Consider the following 21,137-nt stretch of genomic DNA (forward strand, 5'->3'; position numbering starts at 1 on the left):
CCGGATTTACCTACTCGCGGATACTCGTCCCTTCTAGGACGGCTCTGATCTTCTCCAGCGGCAGCTTTGGCTTACGATCGTAGGTAAGCAAACCGTTGATTTCCTGCTCGACGTCCGTAAGCTGCGTATAGCAGAATCCTTGAAGAAAGGGCGAACGCAGAGCCGGACGAACGACAGCCGCCAGCCTTTCGAGCAAATCCTCCTCGCTCTCCGCTGCGGAATAATTGATATAGAATTCTCCGTGATTAGGATCGTAGCTGATGCCTCCGAACTCGGAGAGGATAACCGGCTCTTCCTTATACCCGTACCCGCCGGCCCACAGCATCCGGCCGGCCGGCCTCGATTCCAGCATCTGATCCAAGGAGCCGTACCGCTGCTGCAGGACCGCTTCTCTCGATTCGTAATCATGTACGGTCAGAAGATCCGTTTGGACCTGCTCCCATCCGTCATTGGACACGACAAGCCGGGTAGGGTCCAGCGATTTGGTCAAGTAATACAGGCTCATCGCATGATTCTGTTCACGGGCATCCGTCAGAATATGAGGAACACCCCAGCTCTCGTTAAGCGGGACCCAAACGACAATGCACGGATGATTGTAATCCCGTTCAATCGCCCGGACCCATTCCGCCGTGAAGCGGCTGACATAGGTTTCGTTGAAATCATGGGCGTTAGCCATTTCCCCCCACACCAGGAGACCCAATCGATCGCACCAGTACAGGTATCGGGGATCTTCGATTTTCTGATGCTTGCGGGCGCCGTTAAAGCCCATTTCCTTCGTCCATTCCACATCCTGGCGGATCGCGTCGTCCGACGGGAAGGTCAGGATCCCCTCCGGATGATAGCCTTGGTCAAGAACGAGCTTCATAAAATACGGCTGGTGATTCAAACATATTCTGCCGTCTTCAATAGCAATCTTCCTCATTCCGAAGTAGCTGGAGACGCTATCGACCGTTTCACCGTCCTGCATCAACTCGTAGGTAATGTCGTAAAGGTTAGGGTGCTCCGGAGACCAGTTCCTGTTTTCGTAGCCGCTATGGCCGGATAGATCGATCGCACACGTGCTAATCTCTTGGGAGACCCCGACCTTAACTTCCGCGACGACCTCTCCCTTGAATTCTACTTTGACTGCCAGATGGACCTTCTTATGGGGGAGCTCTCCCCGAAGAAAAACAACCAGTTCAATGCGGTGCCGATCCAAATCAGGCGTACATTGAACCTTCTCCAAGCTGAATTCGGGAACAGGTTCAAGCCAAACCGTCTGCCAGATCCCGGTGGTCCGCGTATAGAAAATCGACTCGGACTGTTCTTTCCAGTATTGCTTCCCTCTGGGCACGGCTTTGTTAAGATGATCATCCTTTGCCCGGACGGCTATTACGTTCTCGCCTTCCTGAAGGGCATCGGTAATATCGAAGGAGAATGGCGTATGGCCGCCTTCATGAGATCCGATGAATGACCCATTGATCCAAACGGAAGCCATGTAATCGACAGCCCCGAAATGAAGCATGACCCTCTTGCCCTGAAAAGCATCCGTCAGGGTAAAGCTGCGGCGGTACCAGACGATCTTGTGCATAGAGGTACAGCTTATCCCGCTCAGCGGGCTTTCATAACAGAACGGCACCAGGATCTCCCGGTCAAACGGTTGTTCCGTAGAGTGCCACTTGTCCCGCTCGCCTACATTCTCGTCGTCAAAGCCAAACCGCCAAGGCCCATTTAAATTCAACCAGTCGCTGCGGACAAACTGCGGCCTCGGATATTCCTCTCTTATTGAAGCGGTATTCATCTCTACATCCTCCTTTATCCCATTTACCAGACTTTACCTTATAACCCTGTCCTCCATCATGATACCTCCCATCGAACCGGAGGGGGTTCTTCTACCACAAAAGGGCCCAGACCACGCCTGTGCCAATACCAATTCGTTAGTTCCCAGCCGCAATCCTCCGGCTTATAAAACAGGTTCGCCATCCCAAGGGTTATTCCTCATCCGGAAGGGACAAGGGCCCCTCCCGGTTCTCCGGAGACGCTTGATTCCGGTAGCTTCTGTACCGGTGGATGGCTAAAGCCAGATTCAAGATTCCGGTGAGAAAGGCGCACCCTAACACCATCCATTGAATCGGGGAGGGGCCGGCGATGTGACCGTCTCCCACCGGCCCCAGCCGGGGCCGATGCTGGTCCCAATAGCCGTAGATCACTCCAACGACAGGAATCAGGAGGGTCACCACGCTCGTAACAATATGGAACGTATACCGGTTCATCATTTCCTCCTCTCCGCTATCCGGCCGGTTACTTTAGCCGTAAAAGGCGGTCGTCCTCTTCGCCGGGGCGGCCCCGGCCGTCCGTGTTATTCGTGAGGACATAGATAGAGCCGTTATGCACCTGCACGTCGCGCAGCCGCCCCTCCCCTTCCAGCACGGGCGTAAGCTTCCGGGAGGCGGGATCAAAGCGGAACAGCTTCTCTCCGCGAAGGGTAGCGACTAGCAGCTTGCCCTCTGCATCCACAGCGACCCCCGACGGAGCGATAGCCGTGTCCCCCGTCTGGTAGACGGGGCTGACCATGCCGTCCTTCTTGGCATCTCCGATGATATCGGGCCAGCCGTAGTTGCGGCCCTTCTCGATGACATTGATCTCGTCGTGCCCTCCCGGAGAACCCGAAGGCCCGTGCTCGGAGCTGTACATCGTGCCCCGCTTATCCCAGGCCAATCCTTGCGGATTCCGGTGGCCGTAGGAATAAACATAAGAGCCGATGAACGGGTTATCCTCCGGCACACGGCCGTCGAGCGTCATGCGGAGGATTTTGCCTCCGAGGCTTTTCGGGTCCTGCGCCAGCTTCTCTTCCCCCGAATCCCCTGTCGTGATATACAGCAGCCGGTCCGGCCCGATCGCGAGCCGCCCGCCGTTATGGTTGATCCCGCCGGGTATGCCCTCCAGCAGCGCCTTTTGCTCTTCCCAGCTTCCGTTCTTCTCCTGAAGAAGCACGACGCGGTTGAGCGTCCGGTTCCCCTCCTGGTAAGTGTGATACGCATAGGCCAGCCGGGACTGGGCAAAATCCGGCGCCAGCTGAAGGCCGAGGAAGCCTCCCTCCCCGCCTTTCTTGACGGGTTTCTTCAGCTTAACCTCGGCCCGCTGGACCGAGCCCCCGCTGATCCGGACGATAGTCCCTTCCCGTTCGCTCACGTAGAGGGTGTCCCCATCGAATTGAAGGGACCAGGGCGTCCGAAGCTTGGTCGCTATGACCTCATATTTGGGGGAAGCAGAGGGCTTCCCCGTGGAGGCTGCTGGCGGGGCGGCAGCCGGATCGTCCCTCGACAGGCAGGCGGTTCCGGTTGACAGCAGCAAAGCGGCGGCAAGAAGCGGTTTTAACGCGTTCATGAGGGTCCCTCCTATCGAATGTCGGCTTGTCTTTTTTGGGAATGAACGGCTCCTTGGAGAGCTTGCTACCCGTATATGGGAGCTACTTTCGGACGATGAGATAGGTGATAAGAAATGTGAGCTGCAGCGACAGAACGATCCCGATGGCCATGAGCTCGCCCGTATCTCCCGGTCCGTCCAGCAGGCCGACCAGACCCAAGTACAGGATAAGGTTCAGAATGATTAAACTCATGAAAATCGCAAACCCTCTGACGATTCGTTCGTTCCGTCTCGAAACCGGCGGCATACTCGTCCCCCTTTGCCCGTCAGGGCTGGTTTCCCTCCCTACAGCTTACCTGGCAAGTTTTTTTCTTAGAACTAATGGCTGGGTTAAATCACTCGGGTGGGAAGGATCCAGCCGCCTCCACCCACCGGGTAACCAGGTCTGCCAGCTTGTCTCTCTTGGCCCTCACGTCTTCCCTATCGGTGAAGGGAAGGATGGCCCGGTCGGGTGACGCCCACTCCAAGAGACCGTAAGGATCCTCGATGAGCGACCCTTCTCCCGCAGCCGTTCTCTTCTTGGCCCCGCAGTGAAAAATAAGCCGGAAAAAGCCTTTTCCCTGCAGGTTAAAGGTGATCCGGTCCTCTCCGTTCCAGCAGAAGCTGGGGGCGTTCCACTTGATATGCTCCGTTAACGGCGGATAGGCGGCCAGCACCAGACGGCGGACCTCTTCGATTTCGGCCTTCCTAGGATGCTCCAGACGGTCCAGAAATTCGGCAACCTCCTCGGCCCCCGTCCGCCTGCCGCTTTTGGCAGGTTTCGCTTCGGAATTTTGGGACATGGCTTCGGCCTCCTTTTCCTTACCTCATTAATCAAGTAATATCCATTTTGTGGTAAACTGTGCTTATTCCGGCTTAGCTGCTAAACAGACGATGGAACTCAGGAAAGGAGGAGAACCCCTGAAACGGAAACCCTTGCTGGCCGCCGCGACGCATCCTTGCCTCACCGCCATGCTGCTGGCCGTTCTGTCCACCTACGCCGCCTTCCGGCTGGACGCAGCGGAGGACCAAGGCCCGCTCGTGCTGACTTCCGGCGAAACCTTCATGGCCGGGCTGTTTCTTGCTCTGGCTATCCTTTATACCATTTATCTGCTGGTTTTATCCGTCCCCGCGCTCCTTATGGCACCTTACCCCGTCAGTAGAAAAACAAGGCTGCTGGTTTACTTGGCCGCCGCCACCGCTGCCGGGATAGGGATTCCTGCCGTTCCGGACCGCTTCGCTCCCCTTTTTCCGGTTTCGGCTCTGCTCTTTTATCTGGCGGATTCGCTCCGTCTCTCCTTACTAAACCAACCGAGGTGACTTTATGCCCGCAACCGGTAACCGTTCTCCCCTTCGAATGAAGCTGGGGGTTCTCTATTTTCGCACCAAGCGCAGGGCCAAGTGGCTTCTTTCCCGATCGGCTCGCTATGCTCGGTACCGCAGCGCCGGCCGGCTTCCTTATCAGGCGGCGTCCCACGAAACCATTCTTCTCCGGAAGCTGGCCAACGTGGACATGTGGATGCAGCACAACAAGGTAAAAAATCTGGCGCTCGCCGCTCAGCGAATGGACGGACTGATTCTTAAGCCCGGCGAAACCTTCTCCTATTGGCGGACCATCGGCAAGCCTACCCGCAGCAAAGGGTACCTGGACGGAATGCTGCTGCAGAGCGGGCAGGTACGTTCAGGAGTGGGAGGAGGACTGTGCCAGCTCTCCAACCTCATCTACTGGATGACCCTGCACACTCCGCTTACCGTGACGGAACGCCACCGCCACAGCTATGATGTGTTCCCGGATTCCGGCCGCAGCCAGCCGTTCGGCAGCGGGGCCACCTGCTATTACAATTACATCGACCTGCAGATCCGCAACGATACCGATGCGGAGTACCAGCTGGGCGTACGGCTGACCGACACCCATCTGACAGGGGAATGGCGCAGTGCGTCCCCGCCTCTTTACCGCTACGAAATCGTGGAGAAAAACCACCGGATGGCCCATGAATTCGGCGTCGGCTACGTGAGAAGCAACGAAATCTGGCGGCGGGTGCAGAACCGCAGCGGAGATCTGCTGAGGGAAGAGCCCGTTACATCAAACCGGGCCATCATGATGTATGATCCTTCCCTGCCGCCTGCTGGGGAATAAAGCAAAACGGCAGGATGCCAAAAGGCCGCTGTGGTTTCTTTATGCTGGGCAGGCAGGGGCGGGCTGTGCTAGCCTTGGGTAAGGCCGCCGTGCCTTACCCTCCAAGCTACGGATAAGCTACTACCCCTTCTCCTGCAGAGCCCGGGCCATCTCGCTAAGCTTCCGGACCGTATTCCAGTTGCGGGTCGTCGAGATTTTCCCCAGCTTCTGCATGGCGGCGGCCAGCTTGGAATCCACAATGCGCCGGCGGAACAGAAAATAAATCTCCCGTCCGCAGACAGTGTACTCGTCATCCTCCCGATCGCAATTCGCTAAGAGGGAGACGGCCTTCGGCGCCGCCTCTTCCGTCAGACACGTCAGATGGATGCTGTCCACCTCCCCGAGAGGGACCTCCGCGTACGGGCATTCCGCGATAATCCTCTCCCATTCCTCCGCCGTTCGCAGAACGACCGTAATCGTCAAGCCGAAGGCCGTATGGATGATCCCCTCAATCCTCTCCCGTAGGACGTCAGCGCTTAATTCCGAGCGGAACAAAATGTTGCCGCTCTGGATATACGTCTGAACGTCGGTTAGGCCGGCTTCTTCCAGCACCTTCCTAAGCTCGGCCATCTTAATCTTGTTATGTCCGCTTACGTTAATGCCCCTTAACAGGGCTATGTAGATGCTCATCCGTTCCTCGTCTCCTTGCCGCCCTCTCTCAGAGAGGTTTTCCTTATTATACCAGCAATCCCTGCAGGAGCCTATGAAAAGGAACAGCACCGCCTCGGCCGGGTGGCCGATGAGGCGGTGCTGTTCTTTTGGCTTGCTCAGATTAGCTTTCACAGATGGTTTGGGAAAAGCCGATTTCCAAGCAGGCCGCCCGCCCCCAATATCCGTGCCCCGTACAGGGCTCCCAAAGAGCGGCCTCACAGCCCGTTCATCCGCTCCTGCAGGAAACGGCGCACGGAAGGATCCGTGCTGAGCCCGGCCGCGCGGCTGTACGCTTCCCGGGCCTCCTCCAGGCGCCCCACCCGGCCGTACAGATGCGCGGCGAGCGCCCAGAACGGCTGGTAGCTTCGGACCGCCTCCTGGGGAAGTTCGCCGAGGAGCGAAAGGCCCGCCTGTGCTCCCTGGGCTTCCGCCAAGGCCGCCGCCCGGCCGACCTGGGCACCTAGAGTCGGGGCCAACCGCACGAGCCCCTCGTACAGCAGGGCAATGTCCTCCCAGGCGGTCTCTCCGGTCATGGACCGATGGGCATGGACGGACTGAATGGCCGCTTCGAGCTGAAAGCGGCCCATCCTTCCCGCGCGGGCGGCCAGGCTTAGATGATGCTCCGCTTCTCCTATTTCATCCGCCGACCATAACGTGACGTCCTGCTCTGAAAGGGGAATATACCTCCCCTTCGCGTCACGTCTGGCCGCCCGGCGGGCCTCGAGGTGGAGCATCAAGGCGAGAAGCCCCTGCGCCTCCGGCTCCCCGGGCAGGAAGCGGACCAGCAGCCGCCCGAGGTGGATCGCCTCGGCGGCCAGGTCCCTGCGGCGCGGCTCCGCTCCGGCCGCCTCTTCCCAGCCGCTTCCGTAGGCGGCATAGACGGCCTCGAGCACCGCTTCGAGACGCCCGGGCCATTCCGCCTTCTCCGGCATCTCGAAGCGGAGGGGAGCGGCGCGCAGCTTGGCCTTCGCCCGGGAGAGGCGCTGCCCCATGGTCGCCGGCTTCACGACGAAGGCGGTGGCGATGCGGGTAGCATCGACCCCGAGCACGGTCTGCAGCACGAGCGGCGTCCGGATGCCCGGGTCGAGCTCGGGATGGGCGCAGAGGAACAGCATCCGCAGCCGCTCGTCTCCGATCTCCGCTTCCTCCCATTCCGCCCCCGGTGACGCCCCTTCCTCCGCCAGGGCCAGCAGCTCCGGCACCGCCTTGGCCTGCACGCGGGCGCGGCGGGCCCCGTCGACCAGCCGGCGGCGGGCCGCCGTCAAGAGCCAGGCCTCCGGCTTGTCCGGCACGCCTTGGCGGGGCCACGTCTCGCACGCGGCCAGAAAGGCGTCCGCCAGCGCGTCCTCCGCCGCCGCCACATCGCGCCAATGCACCGCCAGGTACGCCACCAGCCGGCCGTAACAGTCCCGGACGGCCTGCTCTACCGTGGCGTAGGCCTTCGCCGTGCCCGTCATCGAACCGGCGGCAGGTTCGGCCGAACTTCTACGGCGTTGTTCGGGCAGCGGGCGGCCCACTCCAGCGCGGCTTCCATATCCGGCACGTCGATCACGAAGAAACCGCCAAGCTGCTCCTTCGTTTCGGTGATTGGCCCGTCCTGTACGACCATTTTGCCGTCCCGGCGTCTTAAGCTGGTCGCCGCCTCCGGCGGGTAGAGCCCGGACGAGCTGACCACGACGCCGGATTCCCGCAGGGCTTTGACATAATGGGTCCATCCCGCCAAATACTCCTCCTTCTTCTCCGGGTCCTGGCGCTGGGCGAACTCCTCCTGGCTTTCATAGAACAAAACGGTGTAATGCATGGCCATCTCTCCTCTTAAACAATGGTTGAGCTTGAGCTCTACCCTAAAGACGTTTTGCCTCCGGTCATTTCGACAGCTCCGGAAATTTTTTTATTAGAAAATTTCCGTTATGCGTCCATTCTATCATTTTCCATCGGAGGACAAGGAGACTTTCACCACACGGTTTTCCAGAAGAAGTGCCCGGATTTCCTTCCTCAGCTTTTTGCGGAACCGGTTCCAGGTTTTCGTACGGGCCGACAGCCTTTCCGGACGCAGGCGCTCCACGGTTTCCAGCCACACCCGCCGGTCGTTGATGGCCCCGAGCTCATCCTGAATGCCTTGGAACCGCTTCTCCCAGCGTTGGAATTTGCCGTCCAGGGCAAAAGACGCCGACGCCGCTATATACCGGATTTCTTTGGCCGCGATCCGCAGGTCGTGCAGGGCGTCGAACGCCTCGGCGGATTCCATTCCGGCTTCCCGGCACTGCTCCCGGTACACCCGCTTCTTCTGCTCGTAAGCCTCCTGCAGCTTCACCATGACCCGGTCGGCCTGCACCTTATCCAGAAGCTCTTCCAGGTCCTCCTTCAACCACCGTTCCCATCGCGAATGCTCCTCCGTCTCGGGAAAATCCCGCATTTCCTTGGCCAGACGGGCCCGGAAGGTTTTCCGTTTCTTCCTCTGCATCCTAACGACGGCCTTCAGCAGCCGGGCCTGCTTCTTGTGCCCCGCTTTCTTCTGCCGTTTCCGCCTCTCTTCGAAGGCATCGATCAGAACATCGGCATCCCGGACCTTGCCGAGCCTTTTCATCCCTTTCCGGTAGTAGGCCGCCAGTCCCGTCCGGTTATCCGGATCCAGCAGCTTCAGCAGCGTCAGAAGCTTGCGGCCGTTCACCCTCGCCTTATGAATGGGCTTGCTGCCACCATCCTTCAGGGCCCGCATCAGCTGGAACTCGAATTCCTCATGAAACCCGGCCAGTACGGCTTGCCATTGAGCCAGGTCTGAAGCCGGCTGGTCCTTCGGTAAAGCTTGTTGGGCAGACATGGAGCATCCCCTCCTACCATACCTTACGCCACCCGGGGCAGGGATAAACAGCCTGAGCCCCCCAGCTTCCCCCTTCACGCAAAAAAAGGACCCCAAAGGGTCCTTCCAGAATTCATCGGAATTTCTTGCAGCATTAGAAGCGCTTAGCGGCTTCCTTGGCTTTCTCAATGGCATTGGCCTTGATGGCCTCCGCCTGATCCGGGCGGGCGCCTGCACCTTCCACAAAGATGCCTTCGAAGGACGGCACGCCGTGGAACTTCATGATTTTGTCCAGGTAGCTGTGGCCGAATTCAAACGCCTGCATAGGCCCTTCGGAATAAATCCCGCCGCTTGCCTGAATGTGCAGAGCTTTCTTGTCGGTCAGGAGGCCCACCGGCCCATTTTCGGTGTATTTGAACGATTTGCCTGCGACGCACACCGCGTCGACATAAGCTTTCATTACCGGAGGGAACGAGAAGTTCCACATCGGGGTGACGAACACATATTTGTCGGCCGCCACATACTGGTCCACCAGCTCGCCGAGGCGCCTAACCTTGGCCTTCTCGTTGTCGGTCAGCTCAGCGTAATCGGTTCCCGACGCCAGCTTGCCCCAGCCGCTGAATACGTCCGCATCGATCTGCGGGATGTCCGTTCTATACAGGTCCAGGTGGATGACTTCGTCCCCCGGATTCGCTTCGCGGTACTCTTCAATGAAGGCTTTGCCCACGGCTAGCGAGGACGAAACCGAGTGATCGTGTGGATGGGCGGTTATGTACAAAACCGTTGCCATAATTAACAACTTCCCTTCTTAATTAAAATGGAGTACGCCTCATTATAACTTATTTTAAGTATGTTTTAAATATATATTTACTTACTTTTTGTTAAAAAATAATTTTTCTTGTACCGGCAGGCTGAAAAAGCGGTGATTGGCGTGAGATCTCCCTCACTTATATGGAAAAATCCTCCACGACGGCAGACCGGCGCCGCTTCATCGCCCGCTGGGTCAGGTATACGCCGCTTACGATCAGGGCCACCCCGGCGATATGGTACAGATGGAAGGTCTCCCCCGTAAACAGTGTCGCAAAAAGCGCCGCAAACAGAGGGATCAGGTTAAGAAAGCCCGCACACCGCTGCGGCCCGATAAGCTCGATCGCCCGGTTCCACGAAAGGAATGCGGCGAGGGAAGCAAAAACCGCGATGTACAGCACTCCGGCGATAAGCCCGGGGCTCCAGTCGATCGCAGGAGCCTTGACCGCAAGCTCCACAGCGGATAGCGGAAGCAGGAGCAGCAGGGCCGCCGCCATCTGCGCCAGCAGAAAAACGCTCGCGGGGAACCGGCCCCCTTCCTTCTTCATGACCACCGAGTACAGCGCCCAGCAAAAGACCGCCGCGAGCATCCACAGATCGCCTTGGTTGAAAGACAGATGCAGCAGGGTCGTCAGGCTGCCACGGCCGATGATCCACAGAACCCCGAAGAGCGAAAGCAGAATGCCCGGACCCGCCGCCCACGCGATCCGTTCCTTCAGCAGGAAGGACGACAGGATGATGACGAGGATCGGGGTGGCCGCGTTCATGAGCGAGGCGTTGATCGACCCGGTGTACTGGACGGCGACATACGTAAGCGTATTGAAGCCGGCCACCCCGGTGAGGGAGACGAAGGCCACTGTTTTCCAGCGGCGGAGAAAGGAATGCCGCCGCTCCCAAGCCTCCCGGCCATAGAAGGGAAGAAGGCACAGGAAGGCGATGCTCCAACGCAGAGCCGCCAGGGTGAGCGGAGGAATATGCGCGACCAGGGCCTTCCCCACGACAAAATTGCCGCCCCAGAAACAGGCGGCCAGGACAAGCAGAACATAAGCCGACGAACGGATCATGGCATCCGGCTCCTTTTGCGAAGTGTTCTTTCAGTATACGCCAAGAAAGCCGGAGGGGCATCCCTTTGGCTTCCGGCCCGGTGGACCGGGCGGGCGTGGAGCGGTCAAACTGCTTCGTCTAACCGCGGGCCGCCCACTGCCGCATCTCCCAGAAGGCCTCCGGCTCCTCAGCCCCTCGGATCGGAGGCAAGGATGGCGTACATGACATGATCCTCCCATTTTCCGTTGATTTTCACGTTCTGGCGGGCCAGGCCTTCCTTCTGAAACCCGGCCTTCTCGAGCACCCGGAGGGACCCGGGATTGCTCGGCTTCGCCCCGGCCTCTATGCGGTGAAGGCCCGCCTCCCGAAAAGCAAAATCCAGGACTTGGGAGACCGCCTCGGTCATCAGGCCTTTTCCGTTGTGGCGCTCATCGAGGCAGTAGCCTAGAAAGGCCCGCTGCAGCGCTCCCCGCATGATCTCGAACAGCGAGATTTCGCCGATCAGCTCCTCCGTCTCCCGAAGAAAGATACCGAAGGCATACCGGCTGCCTTCCATTCTCGCTTTCTCCGAGTTCCGGATGATATCTTCCTGCTTCCCCAGCGTATAGAAGAGCTCGTGACGAACCGGCACCACCTGCTCGAAAAGCTCCCGGTTCCGCACCATAAGCTCGAGCAGAGCCGGGGCATCCTTCATGACCAGCGGCCGCAGGAACACGCGGGAAGCCTCCCCGCCCGGCCCATGGCAGGATGCTAGCGGGGCCGCCTGACGGGAAGAGAGCCCGACCGCCATGACAAGGGAGGCACCGCTGCGGGTCACCTCCCGAAACCCGTGCCGCTCGTAGAGCCGGAGGGCCGGGTTCCGGGAATCCACGCTCAGCGAGACGGCAGCGAAGCCGCGAGCCGAGGCCTCCGCCAGCAGAGTCTCCAACAGGAGCGACCCTACCCCGCAGCCGCGGTTTTCCGGCCTTACCGCCATCCCGAGCTCGGGGGTGTCTTCATCCACATAGCCGTACCCCCGGCTGCCCGCCTGGAACAGCCGGCAGGTGATGGAGCCCACCCGCTCCCCCTGCTCATCCACGGCCACAAAGCCGAGGTCGCCCGCCCTTCCCCAATTCTGCATATATTGGGCAATGGAAGGGTAACGAAGAATGTCGCGGCCAGGGGGTTTTTCTCCTTCCGGGACATGAATCGATTGGTACAGCATTTCCCACAGAAACGGGATATCCATTTCGTTAACGGGTCTAATGGTAAAGGGCATAACGCATCCCCTGTCTCTAAAGTATTGGATATGGAAACCGAATCGAATGGTACCATACTTACGGTTCGAAGGCCAGGCATTCAGGCGGAATACGGCGGGCTAGGCCGGCTTGGTTAGTCTAGCAGGTCAGCTTCACCAACCCCCGCTCGGTCTATCTAGCGTACCGTGCAGGCTCTACCCCAAGCTGCCTGACCATACTCCGGTCCACGAAGGAACCACCGGGCTGTCCCAGGCCTCGATTTTATCCCGAAGGGCCTCTCCAAAAAAATCCCCGGCCAGCCGCTTGGCCTGCTCCTTATCCTCGAAGCGGAACCCGGTGTACAGCACTTGGGAAGCAAGCCCCCAGTCGTGCTCCAGCCGGCGGAAGTAGGCTTCGAGGAAGTGCGGAGCGGCCGGTGCCTCAACCCCGGTGCTGAGCGTCTCGAAGATGATGACCCGTCCGCCCGGCCGCAGCACCCTTCTAAGCTCGCCGTACAGGTGATCCAGGTTCCGCTTTGCATCGGGATTGCCCGAGCCGCACAGGTAGCAGAGGCTCCAGCCCGCCATCACGACGTCCAGGGACCGGTCCTCAAGAGGCAGCCGCTGCCTCAAGTCCGCGACCCTCGTCGTCCAGTGGCGGAGACCGGCTTTTTCCAGCTTGACCGCCGCCGCCCTCAGCATGTCCGCCGCAAAATCCACGGCCGCCACCGTCCGGGCTTTAGGAGCCGCGAGACAAGTGAGCCTCCCCGTTCCCGCCCCCAGGTCGGCGATATCTTTTCCTTCCAGGTCAAGCCCCGCCATATACCGGGCCAGCTCCCCTTCGCAATCCTCATAAGCGATCAGCTCATCATACCGAGCCGATACCGATTCGTAAATATCATCGCGGTTTAGCACCCAGCTTCACTCCCTTTTTCTGTTGGCAACCGTTGCCCGGCCTTTTTTCTATCCCCAATCACGGATCGGGTTCGGACCATATCCACAGGGTTATCCACATAATCAACACTTTATAAACAGGCATTGTGCATAGCTTCCAGGAGTTTCGTAAACATATCCACAAGGGCCGGTATCCACAGCCACACCCGATTTGGATGCCGGTCCTTCCGGACGCGGTTCTTATCGTATTGTACCAAATCCTGGATCGCCGGATAGCGAAAAAGGCCGGTCCAGCCTGCCCGAACGGAGATTCCTCCCTTGATGAAAAGGAGAACCTTATTCCGGTACAAAAAAAGAACCGGGAGCTTTTCCCGGTTTCGCAAACGATTCCCTTCCTCCCCTTAAAAGCCTCGGCGATTGTAACTTCCCCTAATCTGCAGAAATTCACAATCCAGGGGTCACCCATAGGTTACAATCGACGCAGATTCCTCCCTTCCCGTTCCTTTCCTTCACCCAAGCTTCCCCTAAGCTTCGTTAGCTTGTCTTGCCGCCCCCACTTCGCTTGTTTTTCATCCCCTCCTCTCGCCCTTCCTTTAGGAAGCTGACGCCTGGCTTTAGGCGCTTCCACCCGAACGGCTTTCTGCGGGAGCCTCCACTGCAAAAACAGAGTCTACCACCAGGGGCAGACCGTCCCTCAAGGAGCAGGCTCCCATGACGGAGCGGGCGTGAGCCCCCTTCTCACCAAAAACCTCCAGCATCAGGTCCGAGCAGCCATTCAGCACGAGGTGCGGCTCTTCAAACGTCGGCTCTGCGTTCACGAAGCCCTGGATCTTGACCACGCGCCTCACCCTATCCAGCGAGCCCAATGCTTCCTTCACCACCGCGAGTACCTCAAGGCCCGCTTGGCGGGCGAAGGCATAGCCCTCGGCCGTGGTAAACTCGCGGCCGAGCTTTCCCCGGGGAGAGCCCGAAGGGCCCTTGCCGGATACGTAGAGCATCCCATCCACCTGAGCATAGTTGACATAGCGGGCGGCCGGCCCGCTCGCCTCCGGCAGCCGAATTCCCCGCTCCTCCAGCCTCTTCTCGATTCTTTCGCTCATGCCTGCCACGCTCCTTTTCCGCTAAAAGCGTTGGATGATCTGCTCCCGCTTCGGCCCGACGGACACCCAGCGGACCGGCACCCCGGTCTCCTCCTCGACCATTTCCACATACCGGCGGGCATTAGGAGGAAGGTCCCCGTACCGCCGAAGGCCGGACAGGTCGGCTCCCCAGCCGGGGAGCGTGGTCCACACCGGACGGGCCCGCCCGAGCCGGGCGGAGACGGGAAAGGACCGGACGGCGGCGCCGTCGATCTCGTAGGCGGTGCAGACGGGGATGGCGTCCAGGTAGCCGAGCACGTCCAGGTTCGTGAGCGCGACCTCGGTCGCTCCCTGGACGCGGCAGCCGTAGCGCGTCGCGACGGCGTCGAACCAGCCAACACGCCGCGGACGGCCGGTCGTCGCCCCGTACTCCCCCGCGTCGCCGCCCCTTCTCCGAAGCTCCTCCGCCTCCAGGCCGGAGAGCTCGGTAACGAAGGGGCCCGCCCCGACGCAGCTCGAGTACGCCTTGACGACGGCGACAATGCGGTCGATCGCCTGCGGCGGGAGGCCGGCCCCTACCGACGCATGCCCGGCCAGCGTCGAGGAGGACGTGGAGAACGGGTAGATGCCGTGGTCGGGGTCGCGCAGGGCGCCGAGCTGCCCTTCCACGAGGATTCGTTCTCCCCTGACGAGCGCTCCGTGCAGCAGCTCCGTCGTGTCGGCCACATACGGCTTCAGCCGTTCTGCGGCCTCCTCCAGCCCCTTCCATAGGTCAGCCGCGTTAATAGACGGCTGGCCGTAGAGGTGGGGGAGGAGCACGTTTTTGGCGGCCAGGGCCCGGTCCAGTCTTTCCGCAAGCCATTCCCTGTCGAACAGGTCGGCCGTCTGGATGCCCAGCTTCAGAAATTTGTCCGCGTAGAAGGGTGCGATCCCCGAACGGGTGGAGCCGAAGCTTCGGTCCCCCAGGCGCTCCTCCTCGAGCTCATCCAGCTTTTGGTGATACGGCAGCACGAGCTGGGCGCGGTCCGAAACCCTGAGCTGCGGGTCCGGGACTCCGCGTTCTTTTAACATAGCGAGCTCTCTCAGCAGGTCCCATGGATTCAGGGCTACGCCCGGCCCGATGACATTCACCACCTCCGGGTAAAACACCCCGGAAGGAAGCAGGTGCAGGGCGAATTTCCCGTACCCGTTCAGAATGGTGTGCCCCGCGTTGCTGCCTCCCTGGTAACGGACGACGTACTGAGCTTCTGCCGCTAGCACATCCGTCATTTTGCCCTTCCCCTCGTCTCCCCAATTGGCCCCGACCACAGCGGTTACCGGCATTTGCGTCTCTCCTTCTCCCTTGAATTTGAGGTTACGCCTTCAGTATAATAAAGGAAAACCCATTAATATAATTAATATTCATAATGCTGAACATAAGGGCGGTTTATGATGCTGGACAACCTGGAATGGTATCGGGCCTTTTATTTTACAGCCAAAACCGGCAGCCTCACGAAGGCCGCCGAGGAGCTGTTCATCACCCAGCCGGCGGTCACACACGCCATCAAGCAGCTGGAGTTTAAGCTGGGGGGCCAGCTTTTTTTTCGTACGCCCAAAGGGGTCAAGCTGACTTCGGAGGGAGAGGTGCTCTACCGGTACATCGACCAGGCGTTTACGTTCATCCAGACGGGAGAGACGAAGCTCGCGGAGCTGCGGGAGCTGAAGAATGGGGAGGTTCGCATCGGCGCAGGGGATACGCTGTGCAAGTACTACCTGCTGCGTTACCTGGAGGCCTTTCACAAGGCCTACCCGAGCATCCGGATTCAGGTGACGAACCGCACCTCCTCCGAAACCGTAAGCCTACTGAAGCAGGGCAAGATTGATTTCGGCCTGATCAACCTTCCTCTCGAGGACAAAAGGCTGACCGTCCAGGAAAGCCTCCCCCTGCAGGACTGCTTCGTGGCGGGGGAGAAGTACAAGCACCTGGCGGCGAAGTCGCTGCCGCTTCAGACGCTGGCCCGCTATCCCCTCCTCCTGCTGGAGAAGGGGAGCGGCACGAGAAGCTACCTCGACGCGTTCGCGCTTGAGCAGGGGATCGAGCTGGAGCCGGAAATCGAGCTCGGCAGCATCGACCTGCTCACCGAGTTCGCGCGGACCGGCTTCGGCATCGCCTGCGTCGTCCGCAACTTCGCCGAAGAGGAGCTCGCGCGCGGAGACCTGTACGAGATCCGGCTCACCGAGCCGATCCCGCCGCGTCCCATCGGCATCGCCACGCTGAACAACGTCCCGCTGTCCCCGGCTCCCGCCCGGCTTGTCGAGATGATGCTGAAGGATTCGGGGCGACGGTAGGGTCGGACGGTAAGCTCAGCTGCGGCCGAGATTGCATGACGGTTATGGAGGGGACGAGAAAGCCGGACGCCTTTTTTTGCAGAGACACGCGTAACCGGCACAGTCGTTTACAGGGGACGCGAGGCCGGGACGGCCGTTTGCCGAGCCACGGGAAGCCTAAGCGGCCATTAGCTGGGGCACGCAAAAGTCAGAAGGCACAGCGCTCCGGCCGCTCGAGACCAGGCCCGGAAGCATCCGGCAGCCTGAGCAGCACCAAGAGAATAGCCTGCTTCCTTGACCGCATCGAACTAAACATGCCGAAAGCACCAGCCCGATCAAAGCCAACTCGCACACTTATACAAGTTTAACGAATCGTCATACCGTTACTAGCCCATTTTCAGCTAAATGGAATTTCTTACGAATCGTGATAGCGCTATCCAGTCTTTTTCCACCAAAAAAGAACCCTAACGAAGCAAATAACGCATCTAGGGTTCGTTAGATATTCAAATCCGTCTATTGGAACCTCATAACGATAACAGGATTCGTTACACTTCAGCCAACCGGCCAAAGGTCCTTAATTGGCCCAGCATCAGAAATCCCCCGCCCGAAACCCGGCAAGAGGCTTCTCCTCCCAGATCTGGGCCTCCACGTACCGTTCCGGCCCCTTCGTCCCGTCGCGGTTCCACTCCTGGGGCCACCCGTAGGTTTCGAGGACCGTCAGAATTTCGTCCTGCGTATAAACTTGTCCCCGGTACGGCTTCCCATCCTGAACCCGCATGGTCGGGAACAAGTCTCCGTACGTAAAGCTGACCGAACACGGGTCAAAGGCGCTGAGAGGGATCCGGAGCTCTTTTCCACGGGGATACCAGCTGAGCAGCCACGGGCATTCCCCTAAGGTCATGTAATGGGGAGAGGTCCGGACCGGCCGGCCCCCTTTGTCCGCGAAAATCTTCCGCGCCGTCTGCTCAAGCGAGCGCCGAACGGCCAGGTAATCCGGCGGACGCCGGCTGGCGAAGCCTTTTTGCTCCGTACGGATCCGGTTCAGAACGGCCTCTGCCTCCTCCGGGTCCAGGTCGGAAAGGTTGCAGAACGGGCCGGTTGCTTCCTCGTAATAGTGATACAGGTAGAGCATGGTTCCCCTCCGTTTTTTGGACATCGGCATGCTTAGCGGCTTGAATCTTTCATTCGGTCTACGTTTTGAGCGATTAACGAGTTGAGCTCCACCGATCTCCCTGCTGCTCAGGGCACCCCCATGTGAGGCTTGAAAAAGGAAAAATCACTGGTATACTACCAGTATAACCCGGTCGTGAAGCACACGCCGCTTTGGCATCATCCGTTCCTGCAAGGGAATGGGTTGTGCCGGAGCGGCTTTTTTGGATTTCATAGAAGAAAGGATGAGGACGATCACCCGATTTGATCAAGCTTACGAGGAATGGATGAACAGCGCCATTGCCGGGGAACCGAATCCCCGAAGACGCGGATTGCTGGAAAAAGGGCTCGGCCACGGAACCGTCGAATTCCTTCGTTCCGTTTGGTACCCCGCCGTGCAAAACTTTCACCACCTGCATCCCGAATGGGAGGTTCGCGATTTCCATAACGGCTACCGCTACCTGGATCTCGCTTATCTTCCGGGCGGCCGCGCAAAAGGCGGGATCGAGATTCAAGGCTACGGACCGCACGCGCGAGATCTCGATGTGAGACGGTTTAAGGACCTATGCTGGCGGCATTGTTTATTGGCGCTCGAAGATTGGCTATTTCTTCCCGTCGCCTACCTCTCCATCACGGACGAGACGAAGCGCTGCCAACAGCTCGTTCTCTCCTTCATCGGCAAGTTCACGGCCGCGGAGGTCCCCCAGGAGCTGAGCTGGCTCGAAGCCGAGACGGTTCGGTTTGCCAGGCGGAGGGGGCTCCCTTTTGCTCCGGTGGAATTGGCCGCTCACCTGCGCGTTTCCGGCCAGCATGCCCGCCGCCTCCTGCACCAATTGGTGGAGCTTAGGCTCCTGTATGTAGCAAGCGGGAAGCAGCGCTATCGGACGTTCGGCTTACGAATCGACTGAACGCTATTCGGTCAAAAAGCGGGCTCGCGGGATTCTAACGAACCCTGATCGTCTTATTAGCTGGTTTGGGCTCGAAATATAGCCAAACCCGCTGAATAGGGTTATGGAGATTCGTTAGAATCGACGGAGCGTCATTTGGAGGCGAATAAGCATCGTACGATTCGTAAGAGGATGCCGTTGTCCAGAAGGAAGATCCACAGCTTGCGCTAAGCCGAAGGAACGCTAGGGCTCGGACGAGCCCCGCGCGCGAGCCCGCCGCCGTAGGCTGGCGCCGTAGGCTGGCGCCGTAGGCTGACGCCGTAGGCTGACGCCGTAGGCTGGCGCCGTAGGCTGGCGCCGTAGGCTGGCGCCGTAGGCTGGCGCCGTAGGCTGGCGCCGTAGGCTGGCGCCGTAGGCTGGCGCCGTAGGCTGGCGCCGTAGGCTGGCGCCGTAGGCTGGCGCCGTAGGCTGGCGCCGTAGGCTGGCGCCGTAGGCTGGCGCCGTAGGCTGGCGCCGTAGGCTGGCGCCGTAGGCTGGCGCCGTAGGCTGGCGCCGTAGGCTGGCGCCGTAGGCTGGCGCCGTAGGCTGGCGCCGTAGGCTGGCGCCGTAGGCTGGCGCCGTAGGCTGGCGCCGTAGGCTGGCGCCGTAAAAAAAGCCGTTCAGCCTCGTGGCTGAACGGCTTTTTCCTGAACCGCACCAAGGCGGCACTCCCGCCGCCCCTGCTGGCACGGCTCTCCGAGCGGGCCGGCAGCCAACGCCCCGGCACCGGCGCTACTCGCCGCCCTCTTCCCGCTTCGCGGCGGACCAGAGGCCCGCCTCGGACGCCGGATCCGTCTCCGACGTGCGGTTCACGTCGAGCTGCTGCTGACGGAGGCGCTGCTGGTCGTCGGCGTCCAGGCTTTCCGGCTCTTTGGCGACGCGGCGGTCCATCCCCTCCGCCAGCCGGTCCGCCTGCGAATCGGACATCGTACCGGAGGGCGGATAAAGCGGCCGTCCGCCCAGCACGGGGGCGTCCGCCTCTGAGCCCAGGCCCCTCTCTCTTTTTTCTTCCCGGAGAGGAGTGATACCGGAAGGATGCATTTCATGCGTGCCCCCCCGGCCGGACGGATGCATCGCATGCGTACCCCCGCGTCCGGAGGGGTGCATCCCCCCGGTTCCGAGAGGACGATCGGTCCCGCTGCTCTCCACCCCATCGGGAAGGGAGAAGCCGAACTCGTCGGGAACGGCTTGGATTTTATCGGAAATCTCGTTCATCTGGCCGGAAAGCTCCCTGAGCTTCTCTTTGGTGCTGTCGGCGGCTTCCTGAATTTTGGCTCTTGTGTCTTCCATGGAGCCCCCTTCGGGGCGTGTATGATCCGGGTTCGGCATGACCAAAACCTCCTAGTCGGTATTGGAGACGAAACCCCTAACCGGGAGTCGTCTTACCGATTTTTACCCGAACGCCTCCTGTTCTAAACGATTTCGTCCAAGCAGTTGAAACCCCTGCGAGAATAAGATAGTTTAGAAGAGTAGAAAACAACCAAAGAGGGATAGCTATGAGAATCCATCAAATTCAAGTCAGACACACTCTGTCGGTGGCGGACAAGGAAGATCTTGCCCGACAAGCCGGCCGCTTCAAGTCGGATATCCACTTTCTCCTGAATGACGAAACGGTGCAGGTCGATGCCAAAAGCTTGCTCGGCCTGCTTTTGCAATCGCTTTCCCAGGGCACCCGGCTGACGGTCCGGACGCGCGGCTCCGATGAACTGGAGGCGCTCGAATACGTCTGCGACCTGCTGGAAAGCCCGCAGCCGAGCAGCGGCAGCGCTTAGCGGCAAACCGGCGGCAGCGGTCGGCAGAGGGGCGGCGCCTAGTCATAGAGGCAGCCGGACAGCGGCAGTGTGTAGGGGCGGGAGTCGGTCCCGCTACCAAACAAGAGCGGTCCACACAGCCCCAGCCCCCCACTGCCTGCCCATGCCTTATCCGCAAAGGAAGTTCTGCTTTCGTATTGATTCTCGTGCGCATACGGGAGCTTTCTCGCTAACTAAGTTACCGGATAAGGCACTAATACAAAGAAACCGCAGCCGTCCTCAGAAGAAGACCCTGCGGTTTTGTTTTATTCCCTTCCCTTTCCGAATCTAGCAGTCCCATCCGCTAAGGGTAAGCAGCGGCTTCCCGGCTTCCAGCCGGATTCCGGCCGCCGCCCATACCCTTTCGGGCACCGGGAGCACCTTCAGGCTCCCGGCGAGAGCCTCCAAGCGGCTCTCGCCTTTCTCCAGCAGCGCGCTAACCGCAGGCAGGCAGGCCTTGCGGTAGAGGCCGGGAAGCGGGTAAACCGCCCCGGCTTTTTCCGGCAGCAGCGCCTCCCACTCCTGCCCGGCCCCGTAGGCCAGCAGGCGCTCCGCCGCCTTGGGGGAAAGCAGAGGACGGCTGCCGCTCACCACCCAAAGCCTTTCTCCAAGACTAAGGGAAAGGGCGGCGTGAAGGTGAGCGAGCGGGGCTTTTCCCGCGTAATAACCGCTTAGAAGCCGGACCGACCGGTCCACCACCGGAAGCAGCCTTCGCGGCTCCTCCGTCATGACGATAAGCTCGCCGCACACCTTCCGCATGCTGCGGATCTGGCGCAGGAGAAGGACTTCCGCCGCATCCGTCCGGCTGGCCCCCAACGGGTCCATCCCCGTCAATATGACGCCTGTCAGCATAAGGATCCCTCCTTTTTCCCTCCGGGAAGGCGAACCTGCCCGTCAGGATCTTGGGTCCATTG

General features: G+C 60.0%; 23 protein-coding genes. 5 read left to right on the top strand and 18 right to left on the bottom strand.

Going from position 1 to position 21,137, the window contains the following annotated elements; genetic code table 11:
- Positions 1-10 precede the first annotated feature (10 nt).
- The 5 genes from MJA45_RS25290 to MJA45_RS25310 form a co-directional block, all read right to left on the bottom strand.
- Positions 11-1,780, bottom strand: a complete 1,770-nt coding sequence (locus MJA45_RS25290; RefSeq protein WP_315604668.1) for a glycoside hydrolase family 2 protein — start codon at positions 1,778-1,780, stop codon at positions 11-13.
- Between the two features lie 190 nt (positions 1,781-1,970).
- Positions 1,971-2,252: a hypothetical protein gene (locus MJA45_RS25295; protein ID WP_315604669.1), complete on the bottom strand. Its 282-nt coding sequence runs from the start codon at positions 2,250-2,252 to the stop codon at positions 1,971-1,973.
- A gap of 28 nt (positions 2,253-2,280) precedes the next feature.
- Complete coding sequence (locus tag MJA45_RS25300) at positions 2,281-3,366, bottom strand: PQQ-dependent sugar dehydrogenase (RefSeq protein WP_315604670.1); 1,086 nt, start codon at positions 3,364-3,366, stop codon at positions 2,281-2,283.
- Between the two features lie 82 nt (positions 3,367-3,448).
- Positions 3,449-3,598, bottom strand: a complete 150-nt coding sequence (locus MJA45_RS25305) for a hypothetical protein (RefSeq protein WP_315604671.1) — start codon at positions 3,596-3,598, stop codon at positions 3,449-3,451.
- 142 nt (positions 3,599-3,740) lie between these two features.
- Positions 3,741-4,187 (bottom strand): DUF1801 domain-containing protein, encoded by a 447-nt coding sequence (locus MJA45_RS25310; protein ID WP_315604672.1) that lies wholly within the window; start codon positions 4,185-4,187, stop codon positions 3,741-3,743.
- A 133-nt stretch (positions 4,188-4,320) separates the two neighbouring features.
- Between MJA45_RS25310 and MJA45_RS25315 the strand changes: the two genes are divergently transcribed.
- On the top strand, positions 4,321-4,704 hold the full coding sequence (locus tag MJA45_RS25315; protein WP_315604673.1) for a hypothetical protein: 384 nt from the start codon (positions 4,321-4,323) through the stop codon (positions 4,702-4,704).
- 4 nt (positions 4,705-4,708) lie between these two features.
- Positions 4,709-5,521, top strand: a complete 813-nt coding sequence (locus tag MJA45_RS25320; RefSeq protein ID WP_315604674.1) for a VanW family protein — start codon at positions 4,709-4,711, stop codon at positions 5,519-5,521.
- A gap of 120 nt (positions 5,522-5,641) precedes the next feature.
- Here the strand turns inward: MJA45_RS25320 and MJA45_RS25325 are convergent, their stop codons facing one another.
- The 10 genes from MJA45_RS25325 to MJA45_RS25370 form a co-directional block, all read right to left on the bottom strand.
- On the bottom strand, positions 5,642-6,190 hold the full coding sequence (locus tag MJA45_RS25325) for a DUF1697 domain-containing protein (RefSeq protein ID WP_315604675.1): 549 nt from the start codon (positions 6,188-6,190) through the stop codon (positions 5,642-5,644).
- Positions 6,191-6,426: 236 nt separating this feature from the next.
- Positions 6,427-7,668 carry an RNA polymerase sigma factor gene (locus tag MJA45_RS25330; RefSeq protein WP_315604676.1) on the bottom strand — a complete coding sequence of 414 codons (1,242 nt, stop codon included), beginning with the start codon at positions 7,666-7,668 and terminating at the stop codon, positions 6,427-6,429.
- Positions 7,665-8,012: a YciI family protein gene (locus MJA45_RS25335; RefSeq protein WP_315604677.1), complete on the bottom strand. Its 348-nt coding sequence runs from the start codon at positions 8,010-8,012 to the stop codon at positions 7,665-7,667. The genes MJA45_RS25330 and MJA45_RS25335 overlap by 4 nt, the downstream gene beginning before the upstream one ends.
- A gap of 123 nt (positions 8,013-8,135) precedes the next feature.
- Positions 8,136-9,032 carry a CHAD domain-containing protein gene (locus MJA45_RS25340; RefSeq protein ID WP_315604678.1) on the bottom strand — a complete coding sequence of 299 codons (897 nt, stop codon included), beginning with the start codon at positions 9,030-9,032 and terminating at the stop codon, positions 8,136-8,138.
- A gap of 133 nt (positions 9,033-9,165) precedes the next feature.
- Positions 9,166-9,801 (bottom strand): FMN-dependent NADH-azoreductase, encoded by a 636-nt coding sequence (locus MJA45_RS25345; RefSeq protein WP_315604679.1) that lies wholly within the window; start codon positions 9,799-9,801, stop codon positions 9,166-9,168.
- 157 nt (positions 9,802-9,958) lie between these two features.
- The gene (locus tag MJA45_RS25350) at positions 9,959-10,882 is read right to left on the bottom strand and encodes a DMT family transporter (protein ID WP_315604680.1); all 924 of its coding nucleotides are present in this window, start codon (positions 10,880-10,882) and stop codon (positions 9,959-9,961) included.
- A gap of 167 nt (positions 10,883-11,049) precedes the next feature.
- Entirely contained in the window at positions 11,050-12,120 is a 1,071-nt protein-coding gene (locus tag MJA45_RS25355; protein ID WP_315604681.1) for a GNAT family N-acetyltransferase, read from the bottom strand.
- A gap of 174 nt (positions 12,121-12,294) precedes the next feature.
- The gene (locus tag MJA45_RS25360) at positions 12,295-12,993 is read right to left on the bottom strand and encodes a class I SAM-dependent methyltransferase (RefSeq protein WP_315604682.1); all 699 of its coding nucleotides are present in this window, start codon (positions 12,991-12,993) and stop codon (positions 12,295-12,297) included.
- Between the two features lie 593 nt (positions 12,994-13,586).
- Positions 13,587-14,072, bottom strand: coding sequence for a RidA family protein (locus MJA45_RS25365; RefSeq protein WP_315604683.1), 486 nt, complete (start codon positions 14,070-14,072; stop codon positions 13,587-13,589).
- A gap of 21 nt (positions 14,073-14,093) precedes the next feature.
- Positions 14,094-15,374 (bottom strand): adenylosuccinate synthase, encoded by a 1,281-nt coding sequence (locus MJA45_RS25370; protein ID WP_315604684.1) that lies wholly within the window; start codon positions 15,372-15,374, stop codon positions 14,094-14,096.
- A gap of 108 nt (positions 15,375-15,482) precedes the next feature.
- Here MJA45_RS25370 and MJA45_RS25375 point away from each other — a divergent pair, with 108 nt between their 5' ends.
- On the top strand, positions 15,483-16,379 hold the full coding sequence (locus MJA45_RS25375; protein WP_315608103.1) for a LysR family transcriptional regulator: 897 nt from the start codon (positions 15,483-15,485) through the stop codon (positions 16,377-16,379).
- A 568-nt stretch (positions 16,380-16,947) separates the two neighbouring features.
- Here the strand turns inward: MJA45_RS25375 and MJA45_RS25380 are convergent.
- Positions 16,948-17,490 carry a hypothetical protein gene (locus MJA45_RS25380; protein ID WP_315604685.1) on the bottom strand — a complete coding sequence of 181 codons (543 nt, stop codon included), beginning with the start codon at positions 17,488-17,490 and terminating at the stop codon, positions 16,948-16,950.
- Positions 17,491-17,761: 271 nt separating this feature from the next.
- Here MJA45_RS25380 and MJA45_RS25385 point away from each other — a divergent pair, with 271 nt between their 5' ends.
- Positions 17,762-18,415 (top strand): transcriptional regulator, encoded by a 654-nt coding sequence (locus MJA45_RS25385; protein ID WP_315608104.1) that lies wholly within the window; start codon positions 17,762-17,764, stop codon positions 18,413-18,415.
- 750 nt (positions 18,416-19,165) lie between these two features.
- Here the strand turns inward: MJA45_RS25385 and MJA45_RS25390 are convergent.
- The gene (locus tag MJA45_RS25390) at positions 19,166-19,762 is read right to left on the bottom strand and encodes a hypothetical protein (RefSeq protein ID WP_315604686.1); all 597 of its coding nucleotides are present in this window, start codon (positions 19,760-19,762) and stop codon (positions 19,166-19,168) included.
- Positions 19,763-19,929: 167 nt separating this feature from the next.
- On the opposite strand from MJA45_RS25390, the gene MJA45_RS25395 reads away from it, so the two are divergent.
- Positions 19,930-20,205, top strand: coding sequence for an HPr family phosphocarrier protein (locus MJA45_RS25395; RefSeq protein WP_315604687.1), 276 nt, complete (start codon positions 19,930-19,932; stop codon positions 20,203-20,205).
- 306 nt (positions 20,206-20,511) lie between these two features.
- Here the strand turns inward: MJA45_RS25395 and mobA are convergent, their stop codons facing one another.
- A complete protein-coding gene (gene mobA / locus MJA45_RS25400) occupies positions 20,512-21,075 on the bottom strand; it encodes a molybdenum cofactor guanylyltransferase (protein ID WP_315604688.1) in 564 nt (187 codons plus the stop codon).
- Positions 21,076-21,137: the final 62 nt, after the last annotated feature.

Origin of the sequence: Paenibacillus aurantius, assembly GCF_032268605.1 — a bacterium.
GTDB lineage: Bacteria > Bacillota > Bacilli > Paenibacillales > NBRC-103111 > Paenibacillus_AO > Paenibacillus_AO aurantius.